The 16,307-nt window shown below is 48.2% G+C and carries 12 protein-coding genes; 6 read left to right on the top strand and 6 right to left on the bottom strand.

Annotated features, from left to right (window positions below; all coding sequences use genetic code 11):
- Positions 1–308: 308 nt before the first annotated feature.
- Both BMW79_RS02385 and ispG read right to left on the bottom strand, forming a co-directional pair.
- Complete coding sequence (locus BMW79_RS02385) at positions 309–614, bottom strand: hypothetical protein (RefSeq protein WP_089890054.1); 306 nt, start codon at positions 612–614, stop codon at positions 309–311.
- An 82-nt stretch (positions 615–696) separates the two neighbouring features.
- Complete coding sequence (ispG, locus tag BMW79_RS02380; protein WP_089890051.1) at positions 697–2,658, bottom strand: (E)-4-hydroxy-3-methylbut-2-enyl-diphosphate synthase; 1,962 nt, start codon at positions 2,656–2,658, stop codon at positions 697–699.
- A 144-nt stretch (positions 2,659–2,802) separates the two neighbouring features.
- Here ispG and BMW79_RS02375 point away from each other — a divergent pair, with 144 nt between their 5' ends.
- The 4 genes from BMW79_RS02375 (at position 2,803) to BMW79_RS02360 (ending at position 9,635) form a co-directional block, all read left to right on the top strand.
- Positions 2,803–3,666 (top strand): helix-turn-helix domain-containing protein, encoded by an 864-nt coding sequence (locus BMW79_RS02375; RefSeq protein ID WP_089890048.1) that lies wholly within the window; start codon positions 2,803–2,805, stop codon positions 3,664–3,666.
- Positions 3,667–3,779: 113 nt separating this feature from the next.
- Entirely contained in the window at positions 3,780–5,192 is a 1,413-nt protein-coding gene (locus tag BMW79_RS02370) for a TolC family protein (RefSeq protein ID WP_089890045.1), read from the top strand.
- Positions 5,193–5,227: 35 nt separating this feature from the next.
- Positions 5,228–8,470, top strand: a complete 3,243-nt coding sequence (locus BMW79_RS02365) for an efflux RND transporter permease subunit (protein ID WP_089890042.1) — start codon at positions 5,228–5,230, stop codon at positions 8,468–8,470.
- 40 nt (positions 8,471–8,510) lie between these two features.
- Entirely contained in the window at positions 8,511–9,635 is a 1,125-nt protein-coding gene (locus BMW79_RS02360; RefSeq protein ID WP_177192018.1) for an efflux RND transporter periplasmic adaptor subunit, read from the top strand.
- Positions 9,636–10,018: 383 nt separating this feature from the next.
- Here BMW79_RS02360 and BMW79_RS02355 read toward each other — a convergent pair whose 3' ends face one another.
- From BMW79_RS02355 to kbl, 4 genes are all read right to left on the bottom strand, one after another.
- Entirely contained in the window at positions 10,019–10,819 is an 801-nt protein-coding gene (locus BMW79_RS02355) for a tetratricopeptide repeat protein (protein WP_089890036.1), read from the bottom strand.
- Between the two features lie 12 nt (positions 10,820–10,831).
- Entirely contained in the window at positions 10,832–11,851 is a 1,020-nt protein-coding gene (locus BMW79_RS02350; RefSeq protein WP_089890033.1) for a VWA domain-containing protein, read from the bottom strand.
- Positions 11,852–12,151: 300 nt separating this feature from the next.
- The gene (locus tag BMW79_RS02345; RefSeq protein WP_245752353.1) at positions 12,152–12,961 is read right to left on the bottom strand and encodes a penicillin-binding transpeptidase domain-containing protein; all 810 of its coding nucleotides are present in this window, start codon (positions 12,959–12,961) and stop codon (positions 12,152–12,154) included.
- 164 nt (positions 12,962–13,125) lie between these two features.
- Entirely contained in the window at positions 13,126–14,313 is a 1,188-nt protein-coding gene (kbl, locus tag BMW79_RS02340) for a glycine C-acetyltransferase (protein ID WP_089890030.1), read from the bottom strand.
- 380 nt (positions 14,314–14,693) lie between these two features.
- On the opposite strand from kbl, the gene BMW79_RS02335 reads away from it, so the two are divergent.
- Both BMW79_RS02335 and BMW79_RS02330 read left to right on the top strand, forming a co-directional pair.
- Positions 14,694–15,179, top strand: a complete 486-nt coding sequence (locus BMW79_RS02335) for an RNA polymerase sigma factor (protein WP_089890027.1) — start codon at positions 14,694–14,696, stop codon at positions 15,177–15,179.
- A gap of 41 nt (positions 15,180–15,220) precedes the next feature.
- Positions 15,221–16,294, top strand: coding sequence for a hypothetical protein (locus tag BMW79_RS02330; protein WP_089890025.1), 1,074 nt, complete (start codon positions 15,221–15,223; stop codon positions 16,292–16,294).
- Positions 16,295–16,307: the final 13 nt, after the last annotated feature.

The following is a 16,307-nucleotide window of genomic DNA, read 5'->3' as shown; positions in this document are numbered from 1 at the left end:
AAATTACAGGTTGGTGGATTACGCTACAAAAGTAGCCGCCCACCTGTGCGAAGTCAAATAACTAATAACTATCAGTGATAACTATACGTTATAGACAACCAACTAAAAAAATAAAAGTAGAAAAATATAATCGTGATCAGCGCTTAAAATGACGCTTGAAAAAAGAGGAGGTATAAGCGGCGGATATGAAGTAAGAAAGGGGCTGACCGGTGTTTCGCGGTCAGCCCCTTTCTAAAATTTTATGCAGTAGCAGATATCCTGTAGTGGTCCGTTGATCCCTCTCGGGCTAACCTTTCAGGCGACTGTTATCAGGCCTTTTTCTTACCTGCGCTTTTGTTGTTTGCTTTGTAGCGCATGTCAGGAGTGCCATCTTTCTTGGTAGGTCCTGCTGCAGGTGCGGCTGCTTTATTTTCCTTGAATCTTTTATCAGGCGTACCGTCTTTTTTTGTTTTAGGAGCGGCGGAAGCGGTAGCTGGTGCTGCCGGTGTAGCCTTTTCTGCTTTTTCTGTTTTAGCTTTGGATTTAGCTTCTTTTTTGGCGGTGGCAGGTGTTTGCGCCATTGTTACGGTTAAACCCATAAACATGGCCAACAATCCGGTGAGGAGCTTTTTCATATCAAGTATGTTTTATGAAAATTTAAGCTTTTTCCGTCATTGCTGTATCCGCTATGATTGTTTTTAAGGAAGATTTAATAAATCAGTTTTTCTCTACCCACATACCGTTTTCCCGGATCAGGTTTATCAGCTCATTTACAGCTACATCACTGTTCAGGCCTCGTTTTACGATTTCTTTACCACGATATAGCGTAATCTTTCCTACACCGCTGCCTACGTAACCGAAATCGGCATCGGCCATTTCACCGGGACCGTTTACGATACAGCCCATGATGGCGATTTTCACGCCTTTCAGGTGATGGGTTACGGCCCGGATGCGGGCAGTGGTTTCCTGGAGGTCGAACAGGGTGCGGCCGCAGGAAGGACACGAAATATATTCTGTTTTGGAAATACGGGTACGGGTAGCCTGTAAAATGCCGAAGGCAATGTTATTCAGGGTATTGTATTGGTTACCGGTCGCTTCTTCATTGGTAAGCCATATCCCGTCTCCAAACCCATCGAGGAGCAGGGCGCCGGCTTCGGTGGCATGATGGATCAGGTGTTCATCTGCCGAAGGCTGGTTACTGACACTGTGGATAATGACCGGTACCTGGATGTTTTTTTCCAGCAGCAGGATAAACAGGCGGCGGATGGCTGCCATGGCGTTGCTGCCGGTGGCAGTGGCTATGAGCACAGTGCTGGCGGCAGTAGCCGGGTTGGCCAGTTGCAGCAGCAATTGTTCGTGGGCTTCGGTATCGAGGTGGTTGCCATCGAACTGTACAAAGTTGATCCGGCCGGTTTCCTTTTGCTCACAGGCCGTTACATAATGTCTGGCGTCGAAATAGGGCACCAGTTCATGTTTATCGGTCAGGCTTTGCCAATAATCTGCATCTATCACCATCCGCAGTGTGCCCGGCAATCCGAAGGCCGGCAGTTGTTTACCGGTATAAATATAATCTGCGGCAGCATCGCCGATATTCCATTTGTCGCTGGGTTCATCGTAGTGGTAACCGATAGCGTTCAGATCTTCCGGACGGATGTTTTCCGCGCGGCTGTAATCTGCTACTACTACAGGTACCTGTTTTTCGCCGGTGTTTTCCACAGCGCTGCTTTCCCTGCGTTTGTATTCGAAAGGAGAGTAGGGCACGTTACTTACCGGTGGAATAGCCGTATAGTCGTTCCGGTTAGTATACCGCTTCACAATATCTTTACATACGGGCAGTTCAAATTCAGGATCTTCTGTCAGGGAGACGCGGATGGTATCGCCCACGCCGTCTTCGAGCAGGGCACCGATGCCGATGGCCGATTTAATACGGCCATCTTCGCCGTCGCCGGCTTCTGTAACGCCCAGGTGCAGCGGGTAGCAATGGCCCAGTTCCTGTTCCATGGTTTGTACCAGGAGGCGGTAGGCCTGCACCATTACCTGCGGATTGCTGGCTTTCATGCTCAGTACAATATTGCGGTATTGCAGATCTTCTGCTATCCGGAGGAATTCCATGGCGCTCTCCACCATTCCCATGGGGGTATCGCCGTAGCGGCTCATGATCCGGTCGCTCAGGGAGCCGTGATTGGTACCTATCCGCATGGCGGTGCCATATTCCTTGCAGATCTTTACCAGTGGGGAAAAGCGCTCGCGGATGCGGTCTATTTCCTCCAGGTATTCGCTGTCGGTATAGTCGATCTGTTCAAATTTCTTTTTATCTACATAATTCCCCGGGTTCACCCTTACTTTTTCCACGATGCGGGCGGCTATTTCGGCGGCATTGGGGGTAAAGTGGATATCGGCCACCAGGGGAGTAGTATATCCTTGTTTGCGTAGTTCATTTTTGATGACCAGCAGGTTGTCGGCTTCCTTTTTACTGGGGGCGGTAATGCGCACCAGTTCGGCGCCGGCTTCGATACAACGGATGGTCTGCGCCACGGTGGCGGCGGTATCCATGGTATCGGTAGTGGTCATGGTCTGAATACGGACGGGGTTAAAGTTTCCGATGATAAGATCTCCCACCTTTACTTCCAGTGTGGCCAGTCGCTTGTATTCTGTCAGAGAGTTGCAATAAAGCTGCATACGTTGTTTTTGTTTTCCTGCGGAAGCAAAGTTAGTAAAAGTGACTTGATATACAGAGTCAGCTTAAAGCTACATTAAATTCCATGAACGGAGGTACCGGAAAGGACGCAAATAGGGGATAAAGGCGTATTTTTGAGCCACTTTATGTTACTGAATAAAAGCATAGATATACCTTACCAGCAATTGCCTTTTTCGGGGCAGTTCAACGTGGCCCCCCTGGGAGTATTCCGTAATGAACTGACCGAGCAACCCCACCGTCATGATCATTTCCAGATTATATGGATTACAAAGGGAAAAGGCCGGCACATGGTGGATTTCGTATGGTATGAAGTGGAAGATGACATGATCTTCCTGCTGCGCCCCGGGCAGGTGCACCAGCTGGACTGTGAACGGGAAGGCTACTTTTTATATTTCACTGAGCAATTTTACTTTACCAATAAAAACGATAAGGAAACCCTTTACGACTTTACCTCGCTTTTCGATAACTGGCACGGATACGGCCCCATCAGCACAAGCGGCAATACCACGGAGTCTCTCCTGGGATTAATCCAGCTGATGAGCAAGGAGAAATCCTGCGCGCCCAACTGTAGCCGGGGCATTGTGAAGCATTACCTGAATGCCTTCCTGCTCCTGGTAGAACGGGAAAAGAAACGCAATGCTGCGGAAACCATGATGCCGCTGACACACGACGCACGCGTAGTACAGCTTCGCCGTTTGCTGGAACAGCATTACCGCACCGAACACCAGGTAGCATTTTATGCCAGCGCTTTTGCACTGACACCAAAAAGATTGAACGAAATTACCAAAGACACCACCGGCCGCACGGTGACCGAATTACTGCACGACAGGATCGTACTCGAGTCAAAAAGAAGCCTTGCTTTTAGTCATAAAAGTGTCAAGGAGATCTGCTATGAGCTTGGATTCGAGGACCCTGCTTACTTTAGCCGCTTTTTTAAAAATAATACCGGCATCTCCCCCCAGGATTTCAGAGACATGATGTTCAAATAGTACAAGTCAATAGCTGATTTGTCCTAACACCCACCACTTACCCCGGTCTATATTTGCATTTCAATTTGCCAGCCCTTACCAAACGGCTTTTTTTAGACGCTATAGATTAATATATGAACATCTGGAAACCACTTTGCCTGCTGGTCATTGCAGGCTGTAGTTCCGCCGTTGTGATGGGTCAGACCCGCCCGCTCACGCTGCAGGATGCATTAGAAACCGGACTGAAAAATTATCAGTCCATCAAGGCAAAAGAAAACTATGCTAAAGCAGCAAACGCAAATATCAGTGCAGTAAGAAGAGAATACTTACCTGATCTTAACCTCGCCGCTCAAAATAGTTATGGTACCGTAAACGGAGAAAACGGTCCGATGTGGGGATACAAAGGCTGGACCACCGGCGCCTCCGGGCCCGTGCTGCCTTCGCAGAACTGGAATGCCGCTTTCGGGGGACTTTACCTCGCCAACATCAGTTGGGATGTAGTAACCTTTGGCCGCCAGCACGCTAAAGTTCAAGCCGCCAAAGAACAACTTTACACCAACCAGGCCGACCTGGAACAGGAGAAATTTGAACAACAGGTGCGCGTTGCCGGCGCTTACCTGAACCTGCTGGCCGCACAACGACTCAGAGGTTCCATGGAATCTAACCTGAAACGCGCGGAAGACCTGAAACAGATCATCGTTTCCCGGGCGCTGAACGGCCTCACAGCCGGGGTAGACAGCTCTATCGCCAACGCAGAAGTATCCAAGGCCAAACTCACACTGGTAGACGCGGTGAATTATGAAAATTCACAGAGCAACAAGCTGGCAGAAATGATGGACGTACCGCCGCAGGATTTTATCCTCGACACTACTTTCATCACCAAAATACCGAACCAGTTACTGGAAACTATTTCCGCACAGGATTCTCTATCACTGAAGAATCAACCCCTGCTGAAACTATTCAGCTCCCGGGTAACACTGAGCGATGCCAATGAACGGCTCACCAGCAAAAACGCTATGCCCCGCCTGTCGTTTATGGGTGTGATGCAAACGCGCGGATCCGGATTTGACAACGACTACAGTGCCGCTAACCTGAGCCACTACAGCCAGGCTTACTGGTCGGGCGTGAAGCCGCAGATTTCGAACTACCTGGTAGGACTGAATCTCTCCTGGACCGTAACGGATATCTGGCGTACGCATTCGCAGGTTACACGTCAGCACTACACCACAGAAGGATTAAAGAACGAATACAATCAAACATACAACCGCCTGCAACATCAACTGCAATTGTCGGAGCAACAGATAGATAATGCCGTGAAGAAATACCGGGAAGCGCCCATCGGCCTGAAAGCCGCCAGTGACGCCTTTTTACAGAAAAGCACCCTGTATGAAAACGGATTATCCAATATCGCTGATCTGGCCCAGGCACTGTATAATATTAACCGGGCAGAAACCGACAGAGACATTGCTTATAACGGCGTTTGGCAGGCCATTCTTTATAAGTCGGCCACAGTAGGCGATCTGCAATTGTTTTTGAATCAACTGTAATTAACGATAGGCTTTCATTCTCTGAATATATTTGTATGAACCTGATTAAAACCGCACTGCAAAAACCAATAGCCATCATCGTTATGGTGGTAGGCCTGTTGTTTTTTGGTATCCAGGCTACGCGGGATATTAAGATAGATATCTTTCCTGATCTCAATCTGCCTGCGATCTACGTATCGCAGCCTTATGGCGGTATGTCGCCACAGCAGATGGAAGGATTTATTGCCACCAACTATCAGAACCTTTTCCTGTATGTAACAGGCGTAAAAGATATTGAGGCCAAGAATATCCAGGGTCTCACGATGATGAAGATCTCTTTTTACGAAGGAACGAATATGGCGCAAGCCGCGGCGGAAGTGACAGCCATGGCCAATCGTGCATTTTCCTCGATGCCGTCTGGTACGCAACCGCCTTTTATTATTCGCTTTGATGCATCTACTTTACCCATCGGACAGCTGGCACTGAGCAGTCCTACCCGTTCCAACAACGAACTGCAGGATCTGGCCATGACTGTGGTACGGCCGTCTTTCAGCCGTATTGCCGGGTTAACCTCACCTGCACCATTTGGTGGTAACTCCCGCACCATCGTGATCCATGTGGATCCCGAACTGATGCGAAGCCATCATCTGTCCGCCGATCAGGTAGTAGCCGCCATCAAAGACAATAACCAGATATCGCCGGCCGGTAACGTACGTATTGGTGATATCACCTATCTCACACCGGCCAACACTGTGATCCGTACCGTAAAGGAATTTGAAAATATTCCATTGATTATGGGTGATGGACCTACTGTGTTTGTTAGAGATGTGGCGAAAGTGGAAGACGCCGCCGACGTAACCAGCAGCTACGCGGTGATTGATGGAAAACGTTCCGTATACCTGCCTATCATCAAAACAGCCGACGCCTCCACCTGGACCGTAGTGAACAACCTGAAAGCAGCGTTGCCGAACATTCAGAAATTACTGCCGGAAGATGTCAAAATATCTTTTGTATTTGACCAGAGCGTGTATGTGATCAATGCCGTGAAAAGCCTGATCAGTGAAGGTGTGATCGGTGCGGTGCTCACTGCATTGATGGTATTGCTGTTCCTGGGGGATCGCCGCAGTGCCTACATCGTCATCATCACCATCCCGGTGTCTATCATCATAGGCGTGATGTTGCTGAAACTTTTCGGGCAAACCATCAACATCATGACGCTGAGCGGATTGGCGCTGGCCATTGGTATCCTGGTAGATGAATCTACTGTTACCATTGAAAACATCCACCAGCACCTGGAGATGGGGAAACCCAAAGCCCAGGCCGTGTGGCATGCCTGCCAGGAAATAGCGTTTCCAAAACTGCTGATCCTCTTGTGTATCCTGGCCGTATTCGCACCTTCCTTTACCATGAAAGGGGTACCCCGTGCGATGTTTATGCCATTGTCGCTGGCGATTGGTTTTTCCATGATCGCGTCTTACCTGCTGTCACAAACACTGGTGCCGATCCTGGCTAACTGGATGCTCGATGCCAACAAGTTCAAACATCATGGTCACCCGCATGTACACACCGGCGATGCGCATAAAACAGCCGGATATATTGAAACAGAAATTGCCGACGAAAAACAACATGTTAAAACTATTTCCGGCTTCGATCGCTTTAAGCTGCGCTTCATCAGCTGGTTGGAAAACCTGTTGAAAAGACGCAAGCTGGTTATCGGCGCTTACTTTATTGGGGTTATTGGTATAGTAGCATTGTGTATGAGTATCATAGGCCGTGATATTTTACCTAAACTGAATAACGGCCAGTTCCAGTTAAGGCTCAAAGAGCCCACCGGAACGCGTTTGGAACGGACGGAAACCATGCTTATTAAGTCCACAGATATCCTGAAGGAAATTGTTGGTGCGAAAAATATCGACATCACTTCTTCCTTCATCGGTACTCATCCATCGTCCTATTCTACCAACCCCATTTATCTGTTTATGGCCACACCTAATGAGGCGGTGTTACAGGTAAATATGAAAGAAGACTTCAAGATCAATATGGACGAATTCAAGGAGAAGTTCCGCAAACGGATCCATGAACAGATGCCGGAAGTGAAGATGAGTTTTGAACCTATCGACCTGACCGATAAAGTGATGAGCCAGGGCGCTTCTACACCGATTGAGATTGCCGTGATGGGTAAGAATCTGAAAGAGAGCGTGCCTTATGCGAAGAAGGTGTTGGAAGAAATGAAGAAAATCCCTTACCTCCGTGATGTACAGATTAACCAGCCGATGGACTATCCGGCGATCCGTGTAAACATTGACCGGGAAAGGGCCGGACAACTAGGCGTGAGTATTACAGACATTTCGAAATCGCTCACCGCCTCTACTTCCTCCAGCCGTTTCACGGAAAAAAATAACTGGCTCGACGAACGGAATGCTACTTCTTATTTTGTGCAGATTTCTGTACCGGAAAATGAGATGTCCAGCATCAATGATATGGCGGCTATTCCGATCAGTAAAAACAGTACCCGTCCTTCACTGGGAGATGTAGCTACGTTACAGCCGGATACTGTGGTAGGAGAATACGATCGTATTGGTGCAGTAAGGATTGTATCCATTGGCGCCAACATTTATAAGAAAGACCTGGGCAATGCATCTGCGGCAGTGGCAGAAGCGATTAAACGTGCCGGTGAGCCGCCCCGTGGTATTACAGTAGAAAAGCGCGGTTTAATGAACCTGCTGAATGAAACACTGGACAGCCTGCAATCCGGACTGCTGGTAGCGATTATTGTGATCCTGCTGTTGCTGGCAGCTAATTTCCAGTCGTTCAAAGTAGCGCTGGTGGTAATTTCTACGATCCCTGCGGTATTGGCGGGCTCGTTGATCATGTTGCTGCTCACGGGATCTACACTGAATCTGCAATCTTACATGGGTATTATTATGTCGGTGGGGGTATCGGTAGCGAATGCGATCCTGCTGATTACGAATGCAGAAAAACTGCGACTGGAAAATCATGATTCGACGAGGTCGGCGCTGGAAGGTACTTCCATCCGTCTGCGTCCTATCCTGATGACGAGCATAGCCATGGTGGCGGGTATGATTCCGATGGCTTCCGGCCTCGGTGAAGCGGGCGATCAGACGGCTCCGCTGGGCCGCGCGGTAATCGGCGGATTGATTGCCAGCACTTTCGCTTCCCTGTTCATTTTACCGTTGATCTTCTCCTGGGTACAGCAGAAATCTACCGTAAAATCGGTATCCCTGGATCCAGAAGATGAAAACAGCCAGTATTACGTTCCGGGTGCACCACGTGTTTAATTCAAGTATCACTATAATGACTAAACGACATATCAATATCATGAATATAAATAAATACAGCCTGTCGTATCGGGTCATGACGGCTGCTGCGTTATTGCCAATAGGTTTGTTATTTACCTCCTGCCATAGCTCCCGGGCAGACGATGAAAAAGAAACAGACAACCAGCGTGTGCAGGTGAAGATCATTCACCTGCAGAAGAGCCAGCTGGATGCCTCCCTGAAATTACCCGGAGAAATCAAGCCGTTTCAGTTTGCAGATCTTTATGCAAAAGTGAACAGCTATGTAAAAAATGTGAATGTGGATCTGGGTAGCCAGGTAACCGCCGGTCAGGTGTTAGCCACCCTGGATGCACCGGAAATGAATACACAATTGCTGGAAGCGCAGTCCAGGCTCCATACAAAGGAAGCCATGTTCCGCGCCAGCCGCGCTACGTATGAGCGTTTGCTGAAAACCAGCAAGGTACCCGGTACCATTTCTCCCAACGACCTCGATATGGCCTTTGAGAAAATGAGCGCCGACAGTGCGGAGTTGTTATCCTCCCGTTCTTCCTACCACGAAGTACAGCAGATGCTGGGCTACCTGGTGATCCGCGCACCGTTCAGTGGTGTGATCAGTCAGCGTAATGTGCATCCGGGTACCTACGTAGGCCCTGCTGGAAAGGGTTCTGACAGGCCTTTGTTCCGCCTGGAAGAGCAACAGAAATTACGTTTATCCGTAGCCGTTCCGGAGATCTATACCGATGAAGCCCATCATGCCAATGATGTGCGTTTTACCGTGAAATCCCTGCCGGGAGATACTTTCACCGCGAAAGTAAATCGTATCGCCGGAAGCCTGGATGTAAAACTCCGTTCTGAAATATTGGAAATGGATGTGGCCAACAAAGCGGCCCGCCTGCTGCCAGGAATGTATGCAGAAGTACAGATGCCGATGCCAGGCAAGAAAGATGTGTACATCGTGCCTAAATCCGCGATCGTCGCTAATTCAGAGAAGGTATTTGTGATCAAATCCGTGAATAACAAGGCGGTATGGACGCCGGTGAAATGTGGGAATGAATCCAACGGACAGGTAGAAGTATTCGGCGATCTGTCAGACAACGATCAGCTGGTGCAGAATGGCAGCGATGAAATTAAAGAAGGCACCACCTTACAGGCGGTGGCAAAATAATGTGTGTTTAAGGCGGGAAGATGTTTGCGAAAAAGGAATCAACCGGTAGATGAATCAATAGCACGACTACACGAATCAAACAAGCAAAGGACCAATTAACCGGACTGTAAACGTTAAAGTAAAGAGTGACGAGTAGCAGGCAAACATACTTCCCCGATGAATCAGGCAATACAGCGCTTCTGCAAAGGAGGCGCTGTTGCTTTAAAACACGAAAGAGAATTGTTACCGCCGCGTAACAGTTGTAGGTTTAGGTAAAACGGCCGGAATATTCTTATTCCGGTTTTTTTATGCCCTGCCGGCCAAGCAGCGTTTACTGCAAAATAAAACATCCCGAAGCGGGATGGCCTGCTCCGGGATGTGGTATTGATAGAGTGGATGAAGTACTACCAGTCTTTGTCTTTCGGTACTATCTGTCCCTTCACTTTCTTTGCTTTATCCTGCAACTTCTTCTCTTCCTGCGATAGTGCCTGCAGCAAGCGTTCTGCTTCCTGTTTGCTCATTTTGCTGGGTTGTGGTTCAGGTTTCTGCTGATCTTCCTTGTCTTTGTCGCCTTTATCCTGGTCCTTATTCTGCTGGTCTTTGTTCTGATCTTTGTTTTTATCCTTGTCCTTGTCTTTATCGGATTTGTCCTTGTCCTGGTCTTTGTTTTTGTCCTGGTCCTTGTTCTTATCGTTTTTGTTCTTGTCTTTATTTTTGTCTTTGTTATCTTTTTTGTCGTCGCCACCGCCGCCTTGCTGTTGTTTTTTCAGCATGGCCTGTGCATAGGCGAGGTTATAGCGGGCATCTTCGTCAGACGGGTTGATTTTCAATGCCTGTTTATACGATTTAATGCTTTCTTCCCACTTTTTACCTTCCATGAAAGTATTGCCGATGTTGTAGTCAGCGTCTGATTTAACAGCGGGTTTACCGCTTAGTTTCAGGCTATTGGCATATTGTGCCCGGGCGTCGTCGTAGCGCTTTTGCTGGTACAGTGAGTTACCAAGGTTATAGCTACCTTCTGCAGATTGTGCGTTCTGCTCCAGGGCTTTTTTGTAGCTGGCTTCGGCGTCGGTGTACTGTTGTTTCTGATACAGTTCGTTGCCTTTGCGGATAAACTTATTGGAACCGTTCTGCGCAAAGCTGCCGAGGCTGCTCAGTAGAACCGCTGTGGTAAAAAGACAATATTTTATAAAAGTAATCTTCATGAGCCAATGTAATTAAACTGCCGGTGAATCCGGAGTACGTTTGTAACGGACTTCAGGAATAAAGAATTCGATCAGCAGTAATGCCAGGCATATGCCCAGGAAATATTGAAAATAACTGTTGTAATCTGTGAATACATTCTCCCCGAATTCTTTCTGCTCCATGCCATCTATTTTGGCAACGAGTGTATTCACTACATCATCGGTATTATTATCAAGGTGCTGGTAAATGCCTTTACCGGCAGCTGCAATAGATTTAAGTTCTTCTTCATTCAGCTTGGAAATAACGGTATTTCCTTCACGGTCTTTTTTCATGCCGCCGGTTTCCGGATCGGGCAGGGGAGAGCCGGCAGCGGAACCGATACCGATAGTATTGGTCACTGCGCCGTTTTCGAAAGCCGCTTTGGTGCGCTGTATAGCCGTTTCATCATGGTCTTCCCCGTCGGAAATGATGATGAGGGCTTTATGTTTGCGTTCTTTTTTATTGAAAGCTTCATCAGATACCTGTATGGCTTGCCCGATAGCGGTACCCTGTGTAGGTATCATATCGGGAGATACAGTGCTGAGATACATTTTTGCAGCAGAATAATCAACCGTCAGCGGCATCTGGAGATAAGCATTCCCGGCAAAAACCACAAGGCCTACGCGGTCGTTATCCAGTTTATCCATCAGTTTACTGATCAGCTGACGGGCGCGGGTAAGACGATCGGGTTGCACATCCGTGGCCAGCATACTTTTACTCACGTCCAGGGCAATCATCACATCGACTCCCTTGCGGGTGATCTTTTCCATGCGGCTTCCCTTTTGCAGGTTGGCCAGCCCTACTACGCCAAAGAAGAAGGCCAGGAAAATAAGCAGGAACTTTAATACAAACAGTTTACGGGAGTAGCCGGTAAACAATTTTTCTACCAGCGCCTGATCCCCGATACGACGTATAGAACGGCGTTTCCACCAGGACACACCCAGAAAGGCCACCTGTAAAACCAACAGGAGCACCAATGCCCATAAATATTCACTATGCTGAAATCGTAACATATTCGATTTTAAGATATCCGTTACCGGTAGTAAACCAGGTAAGATATCAAAAATAATTTTTTTGTCACGTATTGCAAGCCGTTGGGAAGGGGTTTTATCGTTTTTTTAACGATCCGGTGAAAAGTTGGGGAGCCGGAAAAGCAGGGCGGGCGATGTTTTCGCCGGGGTAAGTGCCTGAAAAGCAGCGGGCTGGGGAAACGGGCTGTAGCCTGATGGAGATTACCCGTTAGTCATCTCCGGAAAACAAAAAAGCTGGAGACTCCGTCGGGAATCACCAGCGTCCGGTATTATAGAGTAATACTACATTTCGCCTTTGAAGTAGCCGGCTTCTGTGAGTATGCCGCGCAGGATTTCCATCCGTACTTTCGGAATATCCAGTTTCGGATCTTCCGATTCTATATTCAGCACAAAGAAAGTCGGGTGTCTGTTTTCTTCGATCCATCCTACAATCCAGCCCAGTTTTTTCGCATCGTTGTAGTCTCCTCCGGTTTTGTAGGAGAGTTCATACTTTGGCGTTTTTTCCATGAGCATCACATCGCGAACGGTTTTCATGGTTGTTTTTGCAAACGGCAGTTGATCGAAGTAGAGTTTTTTTGCCAGGCCAAGCTCTTCATCCGGTGAAACCAGCAGGGAATTATCAAGCCAGAAGGTATCAATACGGCTGATTTTCATGTTGCCGTATTTTACGGAGTCGAGCCACAGTTGCATGGTGGGCTGACCGATGCGGCGTGCTATTTCCTGGAAATACGGTTCGGCGCCTGTTTTGAAAGCCTGCGCCATGGTGAGGTCTTTGTTCCATTCGGGGAACTGACGGGTAATGCCATCCCAGGGAATCACCATGCTGGTGTCTTTGATAGCGCCGGTATGAATTCCTACCAGGGAACTGAATATATTGAAAGTAGATGCAGGCTGAAAGCGTTTTTTAGCCCTTTCCAGGTTATACACTTTAAATTCTCCCTGGCTGTTATTGAACAGCATGAAGGTGCCTTCTACTTTGTATTGGGCGAAATACTTTTCCCAGTCTTTCTCTTCCTTTACATTATTCGGCGCGCAGGCTGCGAGGAACAGGCCCATCGCCAGTAACATCCAGCCAAATCGTTTCATCTGCATAATGATTGAGTTATGAGGTGCAAAAGTAACAATTACGGAGTAAGAATAACGAATTACGGGTTAGCAGGGAGATAGCAACGGTTTCCGGCCGTTATTATCTCCCCACTAACCCGCAAATCTCATTCAATCATACTCAACTTTATGTACCCGGGTGGGGTACAAATTTATTTGATCACGCCCAGTTCCTTACCAATTTTGGTAAAGGCGGCGATGGCCTTGTCGAGGTGTGCCTGTTCGTGTCCGGCGCTCAGCTGAACGCGGATACGGGCTTGTCCTTTCGGTACTACCGGGAAGAAGAAGCCGATCACGTAGATGCCTTCCTGCAGCAGTTTGTCTGCAAACTGGGCAGCGAGTACAGCGTCGTACAGCATTACGGGAACGATCGGGTGGTCGCCGGGTTTAATATCGAAGCCGGCTTCCGTCATTTTGGTCCGGAAATATTTCGTGTTGTATTCCAGTTTATCACGCAGCTCGGTGGTTTCGCTCAGCATGTCCAGTACGGCGATAGAAGCGCCTACAATGCTGGGAGCCACGGAGTTGGAGAAGAGGTAAGGACGGCTGCGCTGGCGCAGGATGTCGATTACTTCTTTAGGTCCGCTGGTAAATCCGCCGGAAGCGCCGCCCAGGGCTTTACCCAGGGTGCCGGTGATGATATCTACCCGGCCCATTACGCCACGGTATTCATGGGTACCGCGACCGGTTTTGCCCAGGAATCCGGAGGAATGGCTTTCGTCGGACATTACGATGGCATTGTATTTATCGGCCAGGTCACAGATCTTATCCAGCTGAGCTATGGTACCGTCCATACTGAAAGAGCCGTCTGTTACGATAATGCGGCTGCGGCAGTCTTTCGCTTCCTGCAGCTTTGCTTCCAGGTCGGCCATGTTATTATGTTCATAGCGGAAACGCTGTGCCTTGCACAAACGTACCCCGTCAATGATGGAGGCGTGATTCAGTGCATCGGAGATGATGGCGTCCTGTTCGTTGAATAATGGCTCAAATACGCCACCATTGGCATCGAAGGCCGCTACATAGAGAATAGTATCTTCTGTACCCAGGAATTTGGAGATCTTTTCTTCCAGTTCCCGGTGAATATCCTGTGTACCACAGATAAAGCGCACACTGCTCATACCATAGCCATGTGTGTCGATGGCATCTTTGGCTGCTTTTACTACAGCCGGGTGAGATGACAGACCCAGGTAATTATTTGCACAGAAATTAAGGACGGTTTTGCCACCCACCTGTATTTCAGCTCCCTGCTCCGATGTAATAATGCGCTCTCTCTTATACAGGCCGGCTTTATTGATATCGCCGAGTTCTTCCCGCAACCGGGTTATAAACTTCTCATTCATATAAATTGCAATATTTAAAGTGGATCTACCAAAGTTATGGGCAATAAATGTATTACGATTATTTATGGCCCGAATGAGTAACGGCAGGATATGCAAAAAGTTTGACCCAGGTGTAACATTTAGTCGCCGCCCTCCGTCATAGTACTATCATGATTATAACTGCCATGAAGTGAAAAACTGATAAATCGCCCCTTGTTGAAAAGATGCTAAAAGAGTATACTGGATAAGAGGCTGATGCTCAGTTTGAAAGGAACTGTTACTACAACTGTGGGGAAGATCGTACGACTTTAGAGTAGGTGTGGGTAACAAGTATGGACTTGGTCAATGATAGGTATTGAAGTATTTGTCGGAACTTAGCACTAAAATCCCGCACCACCGGAATGACGGAAAAGGAGTACAATAAATGTGTGGATCTGTATTCGGACAATCTGTTCCGCTTTATCGTTAAAAATCTGGAGCATGCGGAAGACGCCAGAGACGTAGTACAGAATTCATTCGAGATATTGTGGAAGCACTGCCAGGACGTGCCTTTTGAAAAGGCAAAGTCATACCTGTTTACAGTTGGCTACCACAATATGATTGACCATGTGCGTAAGGTAAAGCGGATCACCCTGGTGGAACAGTTTAAAGAAGAAGATAAAGTAGCAGATCATAAGGTACATAACGCAAAGGAAATCATCGAAAAGGCATTGGCCAGATTGAGTGAAGTACAACGCTCGCTGATTATGCTGAAAGATTACGAAGGGTATTCTTATGAAGAAATAGGGGAGATGATGAACCTGAACCCTTCCCAGGTAAAGGTTTACCTGCATCGCGCCAGGATTCATCTGAAGAACTACCTGGTGAAAATGGAAAATGTTATATAATATTTTTATAATTGCTAAGCGATTAATAATAAATACAGTTTTTGTCAATAGAAATTAACATATCAAACTATGAGTCTTACCTCCTCAGCTACATCGATGGTGAGCTGAATGAGGCAGAACAGGCTGCACTGGAGCTTTTCCTGCAAAAGCATCCCCAGTTCCGTCAGGAGCTGGAGTTGCTGGAAGGAACGCGCCTGGTGCCGGACACCAAACTTGTTTTTGATAATAAGGCAGCATTGTACAGATCATCTTCGCCTGCACAGGTGGATTATGAAGAGTTGATGCTGGGATATATCGACGGGGAACTGACGCCGGCAGAAGAAAAAACGTTACAGGCCTACCTGGAGCAGCATCCCGCTGCTCAGCAGGAACTGAAACAGCTACAGGCCGTGAAGCTGACTCCCGATACTTCCCTGGTATTTGCGGATAAAGCCTCGTTGTACAGAAGCAGTAAACGCCGGGTATCGCCCATTTACCGCCGCATAGGATGGGGCGCGGCCGCTGCTGCAGTGGTAGCGGGACTGATCATCTGGCTGATGCCGGCAGGTCAGCAGGTAACGCAACCTCCTGCTATAGCAAGTGCCACCAAACCGGTGGTTACCGCACCAGCCAACACAACCGTGTCGCCGGAAACAGCGCCGGATCTGGCCGGAACAAAAGCGCCGGTTACAACTGCCGCCGCCGATGCAGCTCCGGCAGCTACACCAGTTGCGGACGCTCCTCTGCTGGCTAAAAACAATAAAGCTGCCGCCACCCGGGTGAAGAAACCAGCTGCAACCCCCGAACCGGAACCTGCACTGGCCGCCACCACTCCGAAAGCAGATGCACCGGTTATTTCACAGTTGCCACCACAGCGTAATTCAATGAGCGAAGTGGTAGAGCAACACCTGCAGCAGTCAAATGTGACTATCGCAGCCGCCCGGCCGGAAGTAAAAGAACCGGTATTGGCCTCTACCAACCAGGTAACCGATCATTCAACAAATAAAATTACCCCAGTTACAGAAGCGCAGGGTGTTCCCGGAGAGCTGATCATGTCTGTAAGTGGCAGCGACAGTAAGATCCTCGATAAAGTAACCAACGTAGCTAAGTTTTTTTCCCGGAAAAGGAACAAATAATAAATCATGGTCA

This window comes from Chitinophaga arvensicola (genome assembly GCF_900110835.1).
GTDB lineage: Bacteria > Bacteroidota > Bacteroidia > Chitinophagales > Chitinophagaceae > Chitinophaga > Chitinophaga arvensicola.
The sequence above is the reverse complement of the archived record's forward strand: the minus strand, read 5'-3'. Positions and strand labels throughout refer to the sequence as shown.